The organism is Photorhabdus sp. RM96S (assembly GCF_042879335.1).
Classification (GTDB): Bacteria; Pseudomonadota; Gammaproteobacteria; order Enterobacterales; family Enterobacteriaceae; genus Photorhabdus; species Photorhabdus kayaii.
In genome coordinates, this window is record NZ_JBHFKT010000004.1 from 1 (window position 1) to 22,374 (window position 22,374).

At 41.6% G+C, this 22,374-nt stretch carries 6 protein-coding genes and 1 pseudogene; 4 read left to right on the forward strand and 3 right to left on the reverse strand.

Going from position 1 to position 22,374, the window contains the following annotated elements:
- Positions 1-126: pseudogene (locus tag ACGF49_RS03255) on the forward strand (ISAs1 family transposase); the annotation flags it as partial.
- Between the two features lie 4 nt (positions 127-130).
- Here the strand turns inward: ACGF49_RS03255 and ACGF49_RS03260 are convergent.
- Both ACGF49_RS03260 and ACGF49_RS03265 read right to left on the reverse strand, forming a co-directional pair.
- Positions 131-322 carry a hypothetical protein gene (locus tag ACGF49_RS03260; RefSeq protein WP_228903169.1) on the reverse strand — a complete coding sequence of 64 codons (192 nt, stop codon included), beginning with the start codon at positions 320-322 and terminating at the stop codon, positions 131-133.
- A complete protein-coding gene (locus ACGF49_RS03265; RefSeq protein ID WP_228903168.1) occupies positions 319-2,241 on the reverse strand; it encodes a lipase family protein in 1,923 nt (640 codons plus the stop codon). Before ACGF49_RS03265 ends, ACGF49_RS03260 begins: the two co-directional genes overlap by 4 nt.
- A gap of 660 nt (positions 2,242-2,901) precedes the next feature.
- Here ACGF49_RS03265 and ACGF49_RS03270 point away from each other — a divergent pair.
- Both ACGF49_RS03270 and ACGF49_RS03275 read left to right on the forward strand, forming a co-directional pair.
- The gene (locus ACGF49_RS03270) at positions 2,902-10,026 is read left to right on the forward strand and encodes a neuraminidase-like domain-containing protein (protein WP_387489607.1); all 7,125 of its coding nucleotides are present in this window, start codon (positions 2,902-2,904) and stop codon (positions 10,024-10,026) included.
- Between the two features lie 192 nt (positions 10,027-10,218).
- The gene (locus ACGF49_RS03275; protein ID WP_387489610.1) at positions 10,219-13,035 is read left to right on the forward strand and encodes an RHS repeat-associated core domain-containing protein; all 2,817 of its coding nucleotides are present in this window, start codon (positions 10,219-10,221) and stop codon (positions 13,033-13,035) included.
- A 162-nt stretch (positions 13,036-13,197) separates the two neighbouring features.
- Here ACGF49_RS03275 and ACGF49_RS03280 read toward each other — a convergent pair whose 3' ends face one another.
- Entirely contained in the window at positions 13,198-14,142 is a 945-nt protein-coding gene (locus tag ACGF49_RS03280) for a LysR family transcriptional regulator (RefSeq protein WP_387489613.1), read from the reverse strand.
- Between the two features lie 656 nt (positions 14,143-14,798).
- Between ACGF49_RS03280 and ACGF49_RS03285 the strand changes: the two genes are divergently transcribed.
- Positions 14,799-22,358, forward strand: coding sequence for a neuraminidase-like domain-containing protein (locus tag ACGF49_RS03285; RefSeq protein ID WP_387489616.1), 7,560 nt, complete (start codon positions 14,799-14,801; stop codon positions 22,356-22,358).
- The last annotated feature ends 16 nt before the right edge of the window (positions 22,359-22,374 follow it).

The following is a 22,374-nucleotide window of genomic DNA, read 5'->3' on the forward strand; positions in this document are numbered from 1 at the left end:
TTAAACATGCTGAAAAAAGAAACGAGTCAATTAAGCATTAAAGCGAAGCGTAGACGAATATGGATGAAAACCCAATTTTTGGAGCGAGTATTACAGGCGGGTTTTGCTAATGTGAGTGATATTTAATCATTCATGCGGTTGCCCTGATATACCTTGCCGCTACATACGGCTCGGTGTATTTCGGCATGACGCCTTCCACTGTTATCCACGGCCCCTTTCCCTGAGATGAAAAAGGAAATAGCCAGTTAAAAAAGGTATCGCCCATCGACCAGTAAATAAAAGACAGCAGTAATAACAACAACGTGACTTTGAATATCCTCATACTGAAAGTTCCTTATCATCGCAGTAGTACTGTAAAGCCAGTTTCCCTTTTTCTTCCTGCTGACTGACGGCCAATGATTTTATTAACTGTTTATCCATTTCCAGAAAACAGAGATTACGGTAGTAAACAGCATCTGGGATCAGTCTCTTATAAACATCCATTTTCTCCTTAAATTGACGCTGACTGTCCTGATAAGCCGTCATTTTATCCGGTTCGCATAACTCTTTAAGACGTGCATCAATATAACCGGCATATTTATATGAACTGTGATTAAGAATACTTACTCTATCTTTTAACTCAGGATTTTTATTTTCATCAAACAGTTTATCCTGTTCTTGCGGGCTTAGCTGATTAAACAAGACATTTTGCTGTTCACCGGCCTGAGAGAAAAAGTGTTCTGTTTCTTTATCCAGCTCAGGAATTAAATACAGTTTTGTCGTATTACTTAATATTTCCTCTGCACTCAATCTGGTTATCAGTGACACATTACTGGCGGCAATCAGCCATTCCGGGCAGGCACTGGCTTTTAAAAAATGAATCACTTTGCCATGATGCAGATAAATTTCTTTACTGGCTGTCGCCTGCTTAATTGCCTGAATAATCGGTGAGGGTGACAATAATTTCATGATTTCCCAGTCATACCCCGCCAACGTCCAGTAATTGAAGAAAACATTATCCATATCCTGTTCAAAGGGTACCAAAGGAATGGGGTCATTTTCATTAACATGACGAAAATGGATAATAGAAGATAATTCCTGTACTGCACTGCGGGTTAATGTTCTTGGCATCCCGTAACTATAGAGACAGGGATGGTATTCTTTCAATTGTGCACTGTGCAGTAATGCCAATGCACCTCCCAGACTGTGACCACAGATAAATAACCTTTTTCTTGCAGCCAAATCCAGAATATCGCCGAATACTTCTTTAGTTTTCTCTCCAGGGACTTTTAACTTTCCAACCAGACTGAATGCATCCCAAAATCCTTTATGAACTTTGCCACGGTGAATAAACCCGCTGCACAGGGCTTTTTCATCATCGCAACTTAAGCTTAAGGGTTGGAAGGTAATATCAGTCAGGTCATTCGTCAGACTGGCTGTGCCCCGCCAGCTAACAAGAACATCACTGTTGCTGGCGATATAAAACAGTCGGGTATCACCCTGTTTATTGTCTGCCGTTTTTGAATCAATAAACTCCACCCGAGTATAACGTCCACTGAACGGCACATCATAAACTACAGGCGTTGCTGACATTTTTTCCACCCGATAAGGCAGCTTCGAGACATCCACCATTTGCCGGTTAAAAAAGTGAAGTACAGAGCCTTCAACATCAACATCCTTACCAGCATAGGCCAATACGCTCATCAAACACTGGTTATAGGCATTCACAATGGAATATTCCTTCTGGTGATGTAGTTGCAAAACCCAAGCCCGGAAAGGACACACCTCCAGAACATAACGACGATTTAACGGATGAACCCGATAGCCTTTTGGTTCCGGGTCCGGGAAATGATAAGGCGGTGGAATATCTTTAGAATCTTTCCAATCTTTAATCACCGGCAACCTATCACTAATCTGCCCGATAGTCACATAGCGATATTGATGGCCTTCGGCTTCTGCTTGTGGTTTTACCACCGAAGCCTCTTCCCCGCGTATTTCCCGCAACGGACGCTGTTCCATCTCATCGGCTAGCGGCTGAGCATCAATATATAGCGTCACCGGATGAGGCAACAGATCCTCTTCTCTGAGCACACCGAAACCGTCGGTTGTCCCCTGGCGTACATAACCTGGGGTTCCGCGACTGATCAGGCGATAAGGCATGTTGACCAGCGGTTTTCCCTGTTCATCCACCAACTGAAATTCCACCCAGTTTTTCAGAAACCGTTTACAATCAAAGCATAAGCGTGGATCTGATATAGCCATTAGTTTTACTTCCTTCTTTTAACGTTATTTCCCCGCCCGGCTATCAATCACCTTCATCAGCATCAATATCCTGTCGGGAATAGCCGTGATTGATTGCGTCACTAAAGAAACAAGATAGTAAAAATCCTATTACCACAGATAAGAAACACCGTTTATGCCGTGAGTAATAGCGAGTTGAACAACAGGAAGACGAAATGTATTCCCATCGATTAATCCCTTTGAATAAGGGAACAGGAGTTGAGATTTCCCTCATATTATCCAATATGATGGAACTTAAGTTATGATTATTAAATCATCATCAAATAGCAAGAAAAATTTTCATTTTCTTAAATTTACAAAAAGTAGATTTTGTAAGGAAGTGTTACAAATTCAATAAAAGATTAAGTTATTGTAAATATAATGAAGAATGCAACCCCATTCCCAAAAGAATCAGTCCACGATATATAAAAAAACTGGCCTTTACTGATTTTCCACATCCAGCTTTAATCAAAAACCAATTGCAAATTTTGCGGCTGCTTTTTTTGCAACAGCTATTTGAAGAAAACAGTGACATAGTGATTATCCTCATCTTCCCATAGAACGGAATCATTCTTTTATTGTATCAATGGTACAGAGATCACACGGATGTTTCATTTACCTTATGATTTAAAAGGAATAAACATGAACGCATACGTGAATAAAGAGATACCTGATGTATTACAAAGCCAATGTGGTATTAATTGTCTGACCGATATTTGCCACTATTCTTTTAATGAATTCCGCCAGCAAGTCTCTGATCATCTCTCTTGGTCAGAGACCAACCGTTTATATTGTGATGCACAACAGGAACAAAAAGAGAATCAATTATATGAAGCACGTATTCTCAAACGCGCTAACCCACAGTTACAAAATGCAGTGCACCTCGGTATTACCCTCCCTCATGCTGAATTGAGAAGCTACAATAATGAATTCGGTAGCCGAGCCAGCCAATATGTGGCGCCGGGTTCGGTTTCCTCTATGTTCTCCCCCGCCGCTTATTTAACTGAACTCTATCGTGAAGCACGTAATTTACATGCCAGCGACTCCGTTTATCATCTGGATGAACGCCGACCAGATCTCCAATCAATGGAGCTCAATCAGCAAAATATGGACACCGAGCTTTCCACGCTTTCTCTGTCTAATGAAATTTTGTTGAAAGGAATTAAAGCTAATAAGTCTAATCTGGACAGCGATACTAAAGTGATGGAAATGTTATCCACTTTCCGTCCTTCCGGCACGATACCTTATCATGATGCTTACGAAAATGTGCGTAAAGCTATCCAATTACAAGATCCTAAACTTGAGCAATTTCAGAAATCACCCGCTGTTGCCGGATTAATGCATCAAGCTTCACTGCTAGGAATTAATAACTCTATCTCACCAGAGCTGCTTAATATTCTGACGGAAGAGATTACCGAGGCTAATGCAGATGAAATTTATAAAAAGAACTTTGGCGATATTGACCCTACCTGGCTGGCAATGCCAGAATATCTGAAAAGTTATTATAATTTTAGTGATGAAGAGCTCAGCCAATTTATTCACAAATATCCAAATAATGAACTGAATGCTCAGAAAATACATTTACTAAAAATCAATAAAATTATTTTATTATCACGAGCCGTAAACCTGCCATTTTTAAAAATAGATGAAATTGTTCCAGAACAGAGTATTAACCCAACGGTATTAGGAAAAATCTTTCTAGTTAAATACTATATGAAGAAATACAACATTGATACTGAAACTGCCTTAATACTATGTAACGCACCTATTTCACAGAATTCCTATCGTAATCAACCTAGCCAATTTGATCGCCTATTTAATACCCCACCACTCAACGGGCAATATTTTGCTGTTGGAAATACCGACATTGACTTAAATCTGAATAGCACCAATAATTGGCACAAAACAGTACTTAAACGTGCTTTTAATGTCGATGATATTTCTCTTTATCGATTGCTCCATATTGCTAATCATGAAAATAAAGATGGAAAAATTGCTAATAATATAAATAATCTTTCCAATCTTTATATGACTAAACTACTGGCCGATATTCATCAATTAACGATTGATGAACTGTATTTGTTACTGATGACTATCGGTGAAGATAAGAGAGATCTCTATACAATTGATGATGAAAACTTACAGGAACTGATTAACAAACTCGATACCCTAAGCGATTGGTTGCATACACAAAAGTGGAGTGTCTATCAGTTATTTTTAATGACCACCACCAACTATGACAAAACGCTAACGCCTGAAATTCGAAACTTACTAAATACGGTCTACAATGGTTTGCAGAATTTTGACAAAGAGAAAACAGATCTTCTGGCTGCCATAGCACCTTATATTGCCGCAACGCTACAATTACCGTCTGAAAATGTCGCACATTCTATTCTTCTCTGGGCTGATAAGATAAAACCAAACGAAAATAAAATAACGGCAAAAAAATTCTGGAACTGGTTACAAAATAAAGACATTTCAGAATTATCAAAACCGCCAGAAATGCAGGAACAAATTATTCAGTACTGTCACTGTCTGGCACAATTGACAATGATTTATCGTTCTTCCGGCATTAACGAAAACGCTTTCCGTCTATTTATCGAAAAGCCAACTATTTTTGGTATTTCTGATGAATCTGATAAAGCGATACCAGCCCATAATGCACCAACATTAATCATCCTAACCCGCTTTGCCAATTGGGTTAATTCCCTAGGTGAAAAAGCCTCCTCTATTCTAACGGCTTTTGAAAATAAAACCTTAACCGCGGAACAATTAGCTAACGCCATGAATATTGACGCTAATTTACTGGAACAAGCCAATATTCAAGCACAAAATTACAACCAAGTTACTAAAGAAAATGCATTCTCCAATTGGCAATCTATCGACATTATTCTGCAATGGGCCAATGTAGCCAGTAATTTGAATATCTCCCCACAAGGTATTTCATCCCTGATAGCATTGGATTATATACAACCGACTCAAAAAACACCGACCTATACCCAATGGGAAAGCGCAGCTATGGTATTAACTGCCGGGTTAGATCCTAAACAAACTCATACCCTACACGTATTCCTAGATGAATCTCGCAGTTCTGCATTAAGCAATTATTATATTGGCAAGATCGCTAATCGGGCAGCATCAATTAAAAGCCGTGACGATCTATACCAATATTTACTGATTGATAATCAAGTTTCCGCTGCAATAAAAACCACACGTATTGCCGAAGCCATTGCCAGTATCCAATTGTATGTCAACCGGGCGCTGGAAAATGTAGAAACCCACGCCGTTTCTGATGTTATAACCCGTCAATTTTTTATCGATTGGGATAAATATAATAAACGTTACAGCACCTGGGCTGGCGTTTCACAATTAGCCTATTATCCTGAAAATTATATCGATCCGACGATGCGTATCGGGCAAACGAAAATGATGGATACGCTACTACAATCCGTCAGCCAGAGCCAATTAAATGCCGATACAGTAGAAGACGCATTTAAATCTTACCTAACCTCATTTGAACAAGTCGCTAATTTGGAAGTCATTAGTGCTTATCATGATAACGTTAATAATGACCAAGGGCTGACCTATTTTATCGGACACAGTAAAACAGAAGTTAATCAATATTACTGGCGCAGCGTCGATCACAGTAAATTCAACGACGGTAAATTCTCCGCCAATGCCTGGAGTGAATGGAATAAAATTGATTGCGCAATTAATCCCTACCAAAGCACCATCCGCCCAGTTATCTATAAATCCCGCTTATATCTGATTTGGCTGGAACAAAAGGAAACAGCTAAACAAAAGGAGGATAATAAAGTCACTACAGACTATCACTATGAATTAAAATTGGCTCATATTCGTTATGATGGTACCTGGAATGTGCCAATCATTTTTGATGTAAATGAAAAAATACTCGCTTTAGAACTGACAAAATCTCAAGCTCCTGGACTCTATTGTGCAGGTTATCAAGGGGAAGATACCTTGCTGGTGATGTTTTATAGAAAAAAAGATAAATTGGATGATTATAAAACTGCGCCAATGCAAGGATTATATATTTTCTCCGATATGTCTTCCATAGATATGACCAATGAACAACGCAACTCTTATCGAGATAATAGTTATACACATTTCGATACTAATAGTGTCATAAGAATAAATAACCGATATGCAGAAGATTATGAAATCCCTTCATTGATGAATCATAGCAATAGCCATGATTGGGGGGAATATAATCTCAGCCAAGTATACGGCGGAAGTATAGTTATCAATTACCAAGTTGCATCAAGTGATTTAAAAATCTATCTTTCACCAAAATTAAGAATAATTCATGATGGAAAAGAAGGCCGAGAACGTATTCAGTGTGACCTGATAAAGAAATATGGAAAACTGGGAGATAAATTTATTATTTATACAAATATAAATAAAAACCCAAATCACTCTAAAAATGATAAACTTATCTATCCCGTTTATCAATATCGCAATAATGATAAAGGACGTCTGCTATTTTATAGGAGCAATACAACTGGTACTGTAAGGGCTTGGTTCCCAACAACTAAAGAAGAAATAACCGCAACTACAAGTAGTAACCAAGATTGTATTATCGATACGATTAATAATGCAGATCTATTTAAAGCATATTTCTATATGGAAGATAAAGAGGGCCAGATTGCCACCGATATTAGTGGATCAATAGATATCAATACTGCAATTTCCCCGGTAAAAGTTCAGGTAACAATAAGAGCGGGCACCAAAGAGAAAAATTTTACAGCAGATAAGGATGCCTCCACTCAGCCATCACCTAGCTTTGAAGAAATGTGTTACCAATTTAATACTCTCGAAATAGAGAGTTCTGATTTGAAATTTATTAATAACTCAGCCAGTATTGATGTCACTTTTACCGCACTGGCAGAGGATGGACACAAACTGGGCTATGAAACTTTCAATATCCCTGTTATCCAAAAGGTTAAAAACGATAAAGCTCTAACTCTTTTTCATGACAAGAATGGCGCTCAATATATGCAATGGGGAGCCTATCGCGTTCGTCTTAATACCCTATTTGCTCGCCAATTAGTTGAACGCGCCACTACGGGTATTGATACAATTCTAAGTATGGAAACTCAGAATATTCAGGAACCGATGATGGGAATAGGGGCTTATATAGAAATCGTTATGGATAAATATAATCCTGATATCCACGGCACTAATAAATCCTTTACTATTATGTTTTCTCATGTTTTTGAATCAAATGATCATTTTACAATTTATCAAGGAACATTAAGCGGCATTAAACAAACGACAATAAGATTATTTTTACCCCGGCTTGATGATGCTTTTGGGAATAAAGATAATCTTTATGTCTATGCTATTTATCAAAAAGAAGAAACAAATTCTATTCGCTTTGTTAAAAAGGATAATAATGAACCCGCTATATTCGATACAACTCATAACAAAGGTACTTTCTCAGGACTTAAATCAGCCAGAGTCGTGCCCACTTTCACAGAACCAATGGATTTCAGCGGCGCTAACAGTCTCTATTTCTGGGAACTGTTCTACTATACCCCGATGCTGGTTGCTCAGCGTTTGCTACATGAACAAAACTTTGATGAAGCCAACCGTTGGCTGAAATATGTCTGGAGCCCATCCGGTTATATTATTCGTGGTCAAATTAAAAACTATCGCTGGAATGTGCGCCCGTTATTGGAAAACACCAGTTGGAACAGTGATCCTTTGGATTCCGTCGATCCTGACGCGGTGGCACAGCACGATCCAATGCACTATAAAGTAGCCACCTTTATGCGCACTCTCGATCTGTTGATGGCTCGTGGCGATCACGCCTATCGCCAACTGGAGCGGGATACGCTGAATGAGGCCAAAATGTGGTATATGCAAGCGCTGCACCTATTAGGTGAGAAACCCTATCTGCCGCTGAGTTCCGCATGGAATGATCCACGTCTGGACAATGCCGCAAGTACTACCACACAAAAAGCATATTCCTACGCAATAACCACCCTACGGCAAGGCACGCAAATACCATCATTATCATTGCGCTCCGCTAATACCCTGACCGATCTTTTCCTGCCACAAATCAACGACGTTATGCTGAGCTACTGGAACAAACTGGAACTGCGCCTGTATAACTTGCGTCATAATCTCTCCATCGATGGTCAACCGCTCTATCTGCCGATGTATGCCACACCGGCCGAGCCGAAAGCGTTACTCAGCGCTGCCGTTGCTACGTCTCAAGGCGGCGGCTCGCTTCCACAGCCATTTATGTCACTGTGGCGCTTCCCGCATATGCTAGAAAATGCCCGTAGCATGGTCACTCAACTCACACAGTTCGGTTCCACGTTGCAAAATATTATTGAACGCCAAGATGCTGAGGCCCTAAATGCTCTGCTGCAAAATCAAGCCAAGGAGCTGATATTAACGACGCTAAGCATTCAGGACAAAACCATCGAAGAAATAGATGCTGAAAAAACCGTGCTGGAAAAATCCAAAGCCGGGGCACAATCGCGCTTTAACAACTACAGCAAGTTATACGATGAAGATGTCAACGCCGGTGAACGTCAAGCTCTGGATATGCGAATAGCTTCCCAAAGTATTACCGCCGGATTGAAAGGCTTGCATATGGCTGCCGCCGCACTGGAGATGGTACCCAACATCTACGGCTTTGCGGTCGGGGGAACGCGCTTTGGGGCAATTGCCAATGCCATTGCTATTGGCGGCGGGATCGCCGCAGACGGTCTATTAATTGAAGCGGAGAAAGTCTCTCAATCTGAAATATGGCGCCGTCGCCGTCAAGAGTGGGAAATCCAGCGTAATAATGCCGAAGCAGAGATGAAACAAATCGATGCTCAACTTAAATCGCTAACGGTACGCCGCGAAGCAGCGGTATTACAAAAAACCAGCCTGAAAACCCAACAGGAACAAACTCAAGTTCAACTGGCTTTCCTGCAACGAAAATTCAGCAATCAAGCGCTGTACAACTGGTTACGTGGTCGGTTAGCTGCCATTTACTTCCAATTTCACGATTTAGTCGTCGCCCGTTGTCTGATGGCAGAACAAGCTTACCGTTGGGAAACCAATGATACCTCTGCACGCTTTATTAAACCGGGAGCCTGGCAAGGAACCTATGCCGGTCTGCTTGCCGGAGAAACCTTAATGTTGAATCTGGCCCAAATGGAAGATGCGCACCTGAAACAAGAACAACGTGCGCTGGAAGTGGAACGCACGGTTTCTCTGGCGCAGGTGTACCAATCCTTAGAGGGAAAAAGCTTTACATTGAAAGATAAAATTGAAGCGTTGCTACAAGAAGATAAAGAGACTTCCGTCGGTAATGACAGTAATCAATTGAAATTAACCAACAATACGCTATCCGCGACGCTAACCCTGCAAGACCTGAAACTCAAAGATGATTACCCGGAAGAGATGCAGTTAGGCAAAACACGCCGCATTAAACAAATTAGTGTCTCCTTACCGTCACTATTGGGACCCTATCAAGATGTTCAAGCGGTTCTGTCTTATGGTGGTGACGCCACCGGCTTAGCTAAAGGTTGTAAAGCCTTGGCGGTCTCCCACGGCCTGAATGACAATGGTCAATTCCAACTCGATTTCAACGATGGCAAATTCCTGCCGTTTGAAGGAATCGATATTAATGACAAGGGAACATTAACGCTAAGTTTCCCCAATGCCACCAGTAAACAAAAAACCATATTACAGATGCTGACCGACATTATTCTGCACATTCGTTACACTATTCTCGAATAGCCATCACCTGCCACAGGCCCTAATCAGGGCCTGTTATTAAAAATCATCTTACATGCCACTGTTATTTCAATTACCTGAATAGAAAAATTATCCCTATTATATAGCAGGATTGAATTTAACATTAGTTCACTGTAATGCAGACAAAATAACAATTGCACAAATTATTCAACATAACAAAGGAAGTAAATGACGATGAAAAACATTGACCCTAAACTTTATCACCATACGCCGACCGTCAGTGTTCACGATAACCGTGGACTCGCTATCCGTAATATTAGTTTTCACCGCGCTACCGCAGAAGCAAATACCGATCCGCGTATTACTCGCCATCAATATAATGCCGGCGGATATTTGAACCAAAGCATTGATCCTCGCCTGTATGATGCTAAGCAGACTAACAACGCCGTACAACCGAATTTTATCTGGCAGCATAATTTGACCGGCAATATCCTGCGAACAGAGAGCGTCGATGCTGGCCGAACAATTACCCTCAACGATATTGAAGGTCGCCCGGTATTGACCATCAGCGCAACCGGTGTCCGCCAAAATCACCTTTATGAAGATAACACCCTACCCGGTCGCCTACTCGCAATCACCGAACAAGCACAGACAGAAGAGAAAACAACCGAGCGTCTTATCTGGGCCGGCAATACGCCGCAGGAAAAAGAGTACAACCTTGTTGGTCAGCGTGTCCGCCATTACGATACCGCAGGGCTCACTCAACTCAACAGCCTTGCCCTGACCGGCACCGTTTTATCACAATCTCAACAACTGCTCGTCGATAACCAAGATGCCGACTGGACAGGTGAAGACCAGAACCTCTGGCAGCAAAAACTGAGTAGTGATGTTTATACCACCCAAAATAAAACCGATGCCACCGGGGCTTTACTTACCCAGACCGATGCTAAAGGCAACATTCAGCGGCAAGCCTATGATGTGGCCGGTCAGCTAAAAGGGAGCTGGCTAACATTAAAAGGTCAGGCCGAACAAGTAATTATCAAATCGCTGACCTACTCCGCCGCCGGACAAAAATTACGCGAAGAGCACGGTAACGGCATTATTACCGAATACAACTATGAACCGGAAACTCAGCGGCTTATCGGCATTACCACTCACCGTCCATCAGACGCCAAGGTGTTGCAAGACCTACGCTATCAATATGACCCGGTAGGCAATGTGATCAATATCCGTAACGATGCGGAAGCCACCCGCTTTTGGCGCAATCAAAAAGTCATCCCGGAGAATAGCTATACCTATGATTCCCTGTATCAGCTTATCAGTGCCACCGGATGTGAAATGGCCAATATAGGTCAGCCAAATAACCCACTACCCTCCCCTGCGCTACCTGCTGATAACAACACCTACACTAACTACACCCGCACCTATAGTTATGACCGTGGCGGCAATTTGATGGAAATTCAGCATAGTTCACCTGCCACGCAAAATAACTACACGACGAATATAACGGTTTCTAATTACAGCAACCGTGCCGTATTAAGCACACTGACCGAAGATCCAACCCAAGTTGATGCCTTATTTGATGCGGGAGGCCATCAAACCAACTTATTATCCGGTCAAGTTCTAATATGGACACCGCGAGGCGAATTGAAACAAGTCAACAGTAGCGCAGGAAATGAGTGGTATCGCTACGATAGCAACGGCACACGACAGCTAAAAGTGAATGAACAACAAACTCAGAATATCGCGCAACAGCAAAGAGTCACTTATCTGCCGGGGCTAGAACTACGCACAACCCAACATGGCAGTACTACCACGGAATATTTGCAAGTTATCACACTCGGTAAAGCTGGTCGTGCGCAAGTCCGGGTATTACATTGGGAGAGCGGAAAACCCGAAGATATCAACAACAATCAACTTCGTTACAGCTACGATAATCTTATCGGTTCCAGCCAACTTGAATTAGATAGCGAAGGACAAATTATCAGTGAGGAAGAATATTATCCATTTGGCGGTACAGCACTGTGGGCAGCAAGGAATCAAACCGAAGCCAGCTATAAAACCATTCGTTATTCAGGTAAAGAGCGGGATGCTACCGGGCTGTATTATTACGGCTACCGTTATTACCAACCGTGGGCGGGCAGATGGTTAAGTGCAGACCCGGCCGGAACCATTGATGGACTGAATTTATATCGCATGGTGAGAAATAACCCGGTGACGCAATTTGATGTTCAGGGATTATCTCCAGCCAACAGAACAGAAGAAGCGATAATAAAACAGGGTTCCTTTACAGGAATGGAAGAAGCCGTTTATAAAAAAATGGCGAAACCTCAAACTTTCAAACGCCAAAGAGCTATCGCTACCCAAACAGAGCAAGAAGCCCATCAATTATTGGCCAACAATCCCGGTGTAGATACTAGCCCAATTAAAGATTACACCACGGATAGCTCGCAAATTAATACTGCAATAAGAGAAAACCGTATTACATCGATAGTGAAAGATTTAGATTCCTCATTATCTGCCCTGCAAGATAGACAAATGCGGGTAACTTATCGAGTGATGACCTATATAGATAATTCCAAGCCCTCCCCTTGGCACTCTCCACAGGAAGGAAATAGCATCAACGTTGGTGATATCGTTTCAGATAATGCTTATTTATCAACATCGGCCCATCGTGGTTTTCTGAATTTTGTGCATAAAAAAGAAACCAGTGAAACTCGATATGTCAAAATGGCATTTTTAACCAATGCAGGTGTCAATGTGGCAGCAAAATCTAAGTATAATAACGAAAGTGCGGAGAAAGTATTTAAAATGGATTTAGATGATTCTAGGAAAAGCTTTGTTGAAAAATTGAAAATAAGAGCCAATGGACCAGAAGCGGGGCAAGCAGAAATACTATTCCCCAGAGAAACACCGTTCGAAGTTGTTTCAATGAGACATCAAGGTAGAGATACCTATGTATTATTACAAGATATTAAACCATCAGCGATTACTCATAGGAATGTACGTGATACTTATACCGGCAGATTTAGATCATCCAGTACAAATTAAATTGATAAAATAGTAATTAATAAACGATCCCCTGAACTTTAATTCAGGGGATTTCACAACCAATCATTAAAATTTCAAGAAAGTTTCATTCAATCACGATAATATTTCATTAATCCAGACAAATGGTTTAATTAATGCAATGATAAATATCTCAGATCAATCCTAGACAATTAAATCGGAAATCAATAAATTCAATGGTTCTTTATATTTGTGTCTAAGAGTATAAGCACAATATTTCACTGATGGTGTTGGATACGATTTAAAATTCAAAAAGGTAATACCTTTATGAAGATCAGCAGAACAGATCGCTTCATTAGGTGTCATTAAACTTATCGCGATACCTGATCTCACTAAATCCAACCGATTAGAGAAATCAGGAACAGTTAGCAAAGTTAAATTTTGGTACTCAGGTAGACCATTCAGTGGAATAAAGCCGTCACATTGTTTCAAGAAAGCGCTATTATGCTGAGCCAAAGGCAATGTGGATATAATATCATCAGCATGACTTTCCGATCCCAAAATATCATTAGCGATAGCAAGACGCAGCACCTGATAAGTTCCATCTATTCTTATAATATTATCGTTATCAGGATAATGTTCAGTCGTCACATAGACGGTTATATCTTCTTTCATTAAAGAAGAAAATATTGCCTCTTTTCTTGCTGAATCATCAACCAGAAAATTGTTTTTTATGTAAATATCACGATAATGATAACGTTGCACCGCTCTTTTTATCACTGCCGAAATTTTATTAATATATTCTCCACTGGTCCCAATAATAAGTTTGCCGGCGTTCGTTAATCTCTCGCTTCTCCGATAATGCCAGTTATCCTCAACACGCTGCATCCTCTCATAGCACGGCAATAGCTCCTGATATAAGGCCATCCCTTCCTCAGTCAATTTAGTCCTTCCCGGCAATCTTTCAAACAATTGACAGCCCACACGTTGTTCCAATTGACATATGATCCTACTTAGGGGGGAAGGAGTAATAAAAAGCGTATCCGCTGCTAAAGTGAATGACTCTTTTTTCGCCGATTCCATAAAATATTTCAAGTGTTTTGAACAAAATAGCATCATATATCCTTCTATTCTAATTAATTGTTCCATCTGAAATAGAATGGAATATTAACAATAAAACATTACAATAACTTTTCTTCTTTGCATTATTTAACATTGAAATATGCATTAACTGAGATTGAGTTTTATCATCTTTATTCTTAGCAGTTATCAAACATTTTTTATTATTGTTGCAAAATAAACGTAATTCACCCTTACATCACAATAATATTTCTAAATAAACATCATATGTTATTATTAAGAAAAAACAGGCAACATTAACAATTTAATTAAATATTTCAATTGGTTGTAATAACACTCATAATGTTCAACATAAAATAATCACATATTTAACATCAATTAAATTACATAATCTATATTCACCATCACTGAACTTTACCCTTCTCGCACAGTTCATTATGTGAGCGACAAAGTGCCATTTCCATTCAACGCTCATTAGCAAGTCAGTTGCAAATTTTGCATCTGCTTTTTTTGCAACAGCTATTTAAAGAAAACAGTGAGATAGTGATTCTCCGAGAGATCAAGATTAGGTCTATTTTTCATTCGCAAACTATTATCTCAGCGATTTCTCAAAACCTATCTTTGATTATCCCTTCTTCCGATGGAACGGAATCACTTTCTTATTGATCCATGATGTAAAAGAAACAAGGCTGTTTCATTTACTTTATGATTTAAAAGGAATAAATATGAACGAGTCTGTAAAAGAGATGCCTGATGTATTAAAAAGCCAGTGTGGTTTTCACTGTCTGACAGATATTAGCCACAGCTCTTTTAACGAATTTCATCAGCAAGTCTCTGCTCACCTCTCTTGGTCCGAAGCAAACAACTTATATCATGATGCACAACAGGCCCAAAAGGATAATCGGCTATATGAAGCGCGTATCCTCAAACGCGCTAATCCTCAATTACAAAATGCCGTACATCTTGCCATCATCGCCTCTAATGCCGAACTGATAGGCTATAACAGTCAATTTAGCGGCAGAGCCAGTCAATATGTCGCGCCGGGTACCGTTTCCTCCATGTTCTCCCCCGCCGCTTATTTGACTGAGCTTTATCGTGAGGCACGCAATTTACACGCAAGTGACTCCGTTTATTATCTGGATACCCGCCGCCCAGATCTCAAATCAATGGCGCTCAGTCAACAAAATATGGAGACAGAACTTTCCACACTCTCTTTGTCCAACGAGCTATTATTGGAAAGTATTAAAACTGAGTCTAAGTTGGATAATTATACTAAAGTGATGGAAATGCTCTCCACTTTCCGTCCTTCCGGCGAAACGCCTTATCACGACGCTTATGAAAACGTGCGTAAAGTTATCCAGTTACAAGATCCTGGGCTTGAGCAACTCAATGCATCATCGGCAATTGCCGGGCTAATGCATCAAGCCTCCCTATTGGGTATTAACGCTTCAATCTCACCTGAGCTGTTTAATATTCTGACGGAGGAGATTAACGAAGGTAATGCTGAAGAACTTTATAAGAAAAATTTTGGTAATATCGAACCGGCCTCACTGGCTATGCCGGAATACCTTAAACGTTATTACAATTTAAGTGATGAAGAACTTAGTCAGTTTATTGGTAAAGCCAGCAATTTTGGTCAACAGGAATATAATAATAACCAGCTCATTACTCCGGTAGTCAATAGCAGTGATGGCACAGTCAAGGTATATCGGATTACCCGCGAATATACAACAAATGCTTATCAAGTAGACGTAGAACTCTTTCCCCACGGTGGTGAGAATTACCAGTTAAATTATACATTCAAAGATTTCTGGAATGCCTCTTATTTATCCATCAAGTTAAATGACAAAAGAGAACTTGTTAGAACTGAAGGAGCTCCTCAGGTCAACATAGAATATTCAGAACATATCACATTAAGTACCACTGATATCAGTCAACCTTTTGAAATTGGCCTAACAAGAGTACTTCCTAATACTAATTACGCCTATGCTGCCGCAAAATTTACCGTTGAGGAATATAACCAATACTCTTTCCTGCTAAAACTGAATAAAGCAATTCGCTTATCCCGTGCAACAGAATTGTCACCCACTATTCTGGAAGGCATTGTGCGCAGTGTTAATCCACAACTGGATATCAACACAGAAGTATTAGGTAAAGTTTTTCTGACTAAATATTATATGCAGCGTTATGCTGTTAATGCTGACACTGCCCTAATACTATGCAATGCGCTTATTTCACAACGCTCATATAATAATCAACCTAGCCAATTTGATCGCCTGTTTAATACACCATTACTGAGCGGCCAATATTTTTCTACCGGAGATGAAGAGATTGATTTAAATCTAGGTAGCACCGGCGATTGGCGCAAAACCATACTCAAGCGTGCATTTAATATCGATGATGTCTCACTCTACCGCTTGCTTAAAATTACCGACCATAATAACAAAGACGGAAAGATTAAAAATAGCCTAAAGAATCTTTCCAATTTATATATCGGGAAATTACTGGCAGAAATCCATCAATTAACCATTGATGAATTAGATTTATTGCTGGTTGCTGTGGGTGAAGGGGAAACTAATTTATCCGCTATCAGTGATAAGCAATTGGCTACCTTGATCAGAAAACTCAATACCATTACCGGCTGGTTACAGACACAGAAGTGGAGTGTATTCCAGTTATTTGTCATGACCGCCACCAGCTATAACAAAACGCTCACGCCTGAAATTAAGAATCTGCTAGATGCCGTCTACCATGGTTTACAAGGTTTTGACAAAGACAAAGCAGATTTACTACATGCCATGGCGCCCTATATTGCGGCCACCTTGCAATTATCATCGGAAAATGTCGCCCATTCAGTACTGCTTTGGGCAGATAAGTTACAGCCCGGCGACGGCGCAATGACAGCAGAAAAATTCTGGGACTGGTTGAATACTCAATATACGCCGGATTCATCGGAAGCAGTAGAAACGCAGGAACATATCGTTCAGTATTGTCAGGCTCTGGCACAATTAGAAATGGTTTACCATTCCACCGGCATCAACGAAAATGCCTTCCGCCTGTTTGTGACAAAACCAGAGATGTTTAGCACGTCAACTGAGGCAATACCTGCACATGATGCCCTTTCATTGATCATGCTGACGCGTTTTGCAGATTGGGTGAACGCTCTAGGTGAAAAAGCCTCTTCTGTATTAGCGGCATTTGAAGCTAACACGTTAACGGCAGAACAACTGGCTGACGCCATGAATCTTGATGCTAATTTGCTGTTGCAAGCCAGTACTCAAGCACAAAACCATCAACATCTTCCGCCAGTGACGCAAGAAAATGCGTTCTCCTGTTGGACATCTATCGATACTATCCTGCAATGGATTAATGTTGCACAACAATTGAATGTCGCCCCGCAGGGCGTTTCCGCTTTGGTCGGGCTGGATTATATTCAATCAATGAAAGAGACACCGACCTATGCCCAGTGGGAAAATGCGGCAGGCGTGTTAACCGCCGGATTGAATTCACAACAGGCCAATACATTACACGCTTTTCTGGATGAATCTCGCAGTGCCGCATTAAGCACCTACTATATCCGTCAAGTTGCTAAGGCAGCGGCGGCTATTAAAAGCCGTGATGACTTGTATCAATATTTACTGATTGATAATCAAGTTTCCGCTGCAATCAAAACCACCCGGATCGCTGAAGCCATTGCCAGCATTCAACTGTACGTCAACCGGGCATTGGAAAATGTGGAAGAAAATGCTAATTCAGGGGTTATCAGCCGCCAATTCTTTATCGACTGGGACAAATACAACAAACGCTACAGCACCTGGGCGGGTGTTTCTCAATTAGTTTACTATCCAGAAAACTATATTGATCCGACCATGCGCATCGGGCAAACCAAAATGATGGACGCATTACTGCAATCCGTCAGCCAAAGCCAATTAAACGCCGATACTGTCGAAGACGCCTTTATGTCTTACCTGACATCGTTTGAGCAGGTGGCTAATCTTAAAGTTATTAGCGCGTATCACGATAATATTAACAACGATCAAGGGCTGACCTATTTTATCGGCCTCAGTGAAACTGATACCGGTGAATATTATTGGCGCAGTGTCGATCACAGCAAATTCAATGATGGCAAATTCGCGGCTAACGCCTGGAGCGAGTGGCACAAAATTGATTGTCCAATTAACCCTTACCAAAGCACGATTCGGCCAGTAATGTACAAATCCCGCTTGTATCTGCTCTGGTTGGAACAAAAGGAGATCACCAAACAGACCGGAAATAGTAAAGATGGCTATCAAACCGAGACAGATTATCGTTATGAGCTGAAATTAGCACATATCCGTTATGACGGTACCTGGAATACGCCAATCACCTTTGATGTCAATGAAAAAATATCCAAGCTAGAACTAGCAAAAAATAAAGCGCCTGGGCTCTATTGTGCCGGTTATCAGGGTGAAGATACGTTGCTGGTGATGTTTTATAATCAACAAGATACACTGGATAGTTATAAAACCGCTGCAATGCAAGGGCTATATATCTTTGCCGATATGGCATCCAAAGATATGACCCCAGAACAGAGCAATGTTTATCGGGATAACAGCTATCAACAATTCGATACTAATAGCGTCAGAAGAGTGAATAACCGCTACGCAGAGAATTATGAAATTCCTTCATCGGTAAATAGCAATAACAGTTATGGCAGAGGAGAATATAACCTCAGTATGGTGCATGGCGGAGATATTCCAATTATCCGTTACCAAGCCTCATCAAGTGATTTAAAAATCCATATCTCACCTAAGTTAAGAATTACCTATGAAGGAGCTGATGAGCGAACTCGTCATCAGTGCGACCTGATAAAAAAATATGGCAAATTAGGTGATAAATTTATTATCTATACCAATCTGAGTGTCAATACACAATGGACATCAAATAAGAAGTTAATATACCCGGTTTATCAATATAGTGGAAACACCACTAATAATAGTCAGGGTAGATTACTGTTTTATCGGGATAACCAAATTGGTAAAGTAAGTGTCTTTCTTCCTAATTGGGGGAAAAGCCTATATTCAGAAGTTACCAATAGTGATAACGGCTATATTATAGACACTTCTAATCAAGAACCTTTATTTAAGCAATATCTCTATATGGAGGACACGAATAATGGGTTCCGTATTATTGCTACTGATGTCTATAACGCGGAAGAGATCAAAACTGCAATTCCTGCTGCAAAAGTTCAGGTAACAGTAAAAGCGGGTAGCAAAGAGAAAAATTTTACCGCGGATAAAGATGTCTCCGTTCAACCATCACCTAGTTTTGATGAAATGTATTATCAATTTAATACCCTCGAAATAGATGGCACTGGTCTGAATTTTAATAATAATTCAGCCAGTATTGATGTCACCTTTACTGCATTGGCGGAGGATGGGCGCAAGCTAGGTTATGAAAGTTTCACTATTCCTGTCACCCGCAAGGTGAGTACCGATAATGCCCTGACCCTGCACCATAATGAAAATGGTGCGCAATATATGCAATGGCAAGCCTATCGTATTCGCCTGAATACTCTATTCGCCCGCCAGTTGGTTGCACGCGCTACTACCGGAATCGATACGATTCTGAGTATGGAAACGCAGAATATTCAGGAACCTATGATGGGAATTGGGGCCTACGTGGAATTAGTTATGGATAAATATAATCCAGAAACCCACGGCACTGATAAATCCTTTACGATTATGTATTATGATATTTTTAAATCGGGTGATAAATTCCCTATTTATCAAGGGACATTAAGCGATATAGCGCCAACAAAAATACAATTATTCTTATCCCGTTTTGATGATGCTCATGGAAACAAAGATAATCTCTATATCTATGCGGTTTATCAAAAACAGGAAACAAATGCTATTCGCTTTGTTAAAAAGGATAATAATGATGAACTCGCTATATTCGATACTACCTATAAAAGTGGGACCTTCCCAGGGCTTGCATCAGCTAGAGTCGTGCCCACTTTCACAGAACCAATGGATTTCAGCGGCGCTAACAGCCTTTATTTCTGGGAACTGTTCTACTATACCCCGATGCTGGTTGCTCAACGTTTGTTGCATGAACAAAACTTTGACGAAGCTAACCGCTGGCTGAAATATGTCTGGAGTCCATCCGGGTACATTGTCCACGGCCAGATTCAAAACTACCAGTGGAACGTCCGCCCGTTATTGGAAGATACCAGTTGGAACAGTGATCCTTTAGATTCCGTCGATCCTGACGCGGTAGCACAACACGATCCAATACACTACAAAGTCTCAACCTTTATGCGCACCCTTGATCTGTTGATAGCACGCGGCGATCACGCTTACCGCCAACTGGAGCGAGATACACTTAACGAAGCGAAGATGTGGTATATGCAAGCGCTGCATCTATTGGGCGACAAGCCTTATCTGTCACTCAGTACGACATGGGGCAATCCACGGCTGGACAGCGCCGCAGATATTACTACCCAAAATGCTTACGCCAGCGCGATAAACGCGCTGCGGCAGGGTATACCGACACCTTTATCATCACGCAGCGCTAACAGTCTGACCGATCTCTTCCTGCCGCAAATCAATGAAGTGATGATGAATTACTGGCAGACATTAGCTCAGAGAGTATACAACCTGCGTCATAACCTCTCTATCGACGGTCAGCCGCTCTATCTGCCAATCTATGCCACGCCGGCGGACCCGAAAGCGTTACTCAGCGCGGCGGTTGCCACATCTCAAGGCGGAGGCAATCTACCAGAGCCATTTATGTCCCTGTGGCGTTTCCCGCACATGCTGGAAAATGCACGCGGCATGGTTAGCCAGCTCACCCAGTTCGGCTCCACATTACAAAATATTATCGAACGTCAGGACGCGGAAGCACTCAATGCGTTATTACAAAATCAGGCCGCAGAGCTGATATTGACTAACCTGAGCATTCAGGACAAAACCATTGAAGAATTGGATGCCGAGAAAACCGTGCTGGAAAAATCCAAAGCGGGGGCACAATCGCGCTTTGATAGCTACAGCAAACTGTACGATGAAAACATCAACGCTGGCGAAAACCAAGCCATGACGCTACGAGCGACCGCAGCCGGGCTCACCACGGCAGTTCAGGCATCCCGTCTGGCTGGCGCGGCGGCTGATTTGGTGCCTAACATCTTCGGCTTCGCCGGTGGTGGTAGCCGTTGGGGAGCCATCGCTGAGGCAACAGGTTATGTGATGGAATTCTCCGCTAATGTTATGAACACCGAAGCGGATAAAATTAGCCAATCTGAAACCTACCGTCGCCGCCGTCAGGAGTGGGAGATCCAGCGTAATAATGCCGAAGCGGAGCTGAAACAACTCGACGCCCAACTTAAATCGTTGGCAGTACGCCGTGAAGCCTCCGTATTGCAAAAAAACAGCCTGAAAACCCAACAAGAACAGACTCAATCCCAATTGGCCTTCCTGCAACGTAAGTTCAGCAATCAAGCGTTGTACAACTGGCTACGGGGCCGACTGGCGGCGATTTACTTCCAGTTCTACGATTTGGCTGTCACACGTTGTTTAATGGCAGAACAGGCTTACCGTTGGGAACTCAATGATAACTCCGCACGCTTTATTAAACCGGGCGCCTGGCAAGGAACCTATGCCGGCCTGCTTGCTGGTGAAACCTTGATGTTGAGTCTGGCACAAATGGAAGATGCCCATTTGAAACGCGATAAACGCGCACTGGAGGTCGAACGCACGGTGTCGCTGGCCGAAGTTTATGCTGGATTGCCACAAGATAAAGGTCCATTCTCCCTGACTCAGGAAATCGAGAAGCTGGTGAATGAAGGCTCAGGCAGTGCCGGCAGTGGCAATAATAATTTGGCATTTGGCGCTGGCACGGACACTAAAACCTCTTTACAGGCATCCATTTCATTAGCTGATTTGAAAATCCGTGAAGATTACCCGGAATCCATTGGCAAAATTCGACGTATCAAACAGATCAGTGTCACCCTGCCCGCGCTACTGGGACCCTATCAGGATGTGCAGGCAATATTGTCTTACGGCGATAAAGCCGGATTAGCTAACGGCTGTGAAGCGTTGGCTGTTTCTCACGGTATGAATGACAGCGGCCAGTTCCAGCTCGATTTCAACGATGGCAAATTCCTGCCATTCGAAGGTATCGCCATTGATCAAGGCACGCTGACCCTGTGCTTCCCAAATGCATCAACGCCGGACAAAGGTAAACAAACCACTATGCTAAAAACCCTGAACGATATCATTTTGCATATTCGCTACACCATTAAATAACCGTCCCAACGTACTA

Coding starts and splice junctions, on each gene's coding strand:
- ACGF49_RS03260 (WP_228903169.1), bottom strand. CDS start 322: ATGAGGATATTCAAAGTCACGTTGTTGTTATTACTGCTGTCTTTTATT.
- ACGF49_RS03265 (WP_228903168.1), bottom strand. CDS start 2,241: ATGGCTATATCAGATCCACGCTTATGCTTTGATTGTAAACGGTTTCTG.
- ACGF49_RS03270 (WP_387489607.1), top strand. CDS start 2,902: ATGAACGCATACGTGAATAAAGAGATACCTGATGTATTACAAAGCCAA.
- ACGF49_RS03275 (WP_387489610.1), top strand. CDS start 10,219: ATGAAAAACATTGACCCTAAACTTTATCACCATACGCCGACCGTCAGT.
- ACGF49_RS03280 (WP_387489613.1), bottom strand. CDS start 14,142: ATGGAACAATTAATTAGAATAGAAGGATATATGATGCTATTTTGTTCA.
- ACGF49_RS03285 (WP_387489616.1), top strand. CDS start 14,799: ATGAACGAGTCTGTAAAAGAGATGCCTGATGTATTAAAAAGCCAGTGT.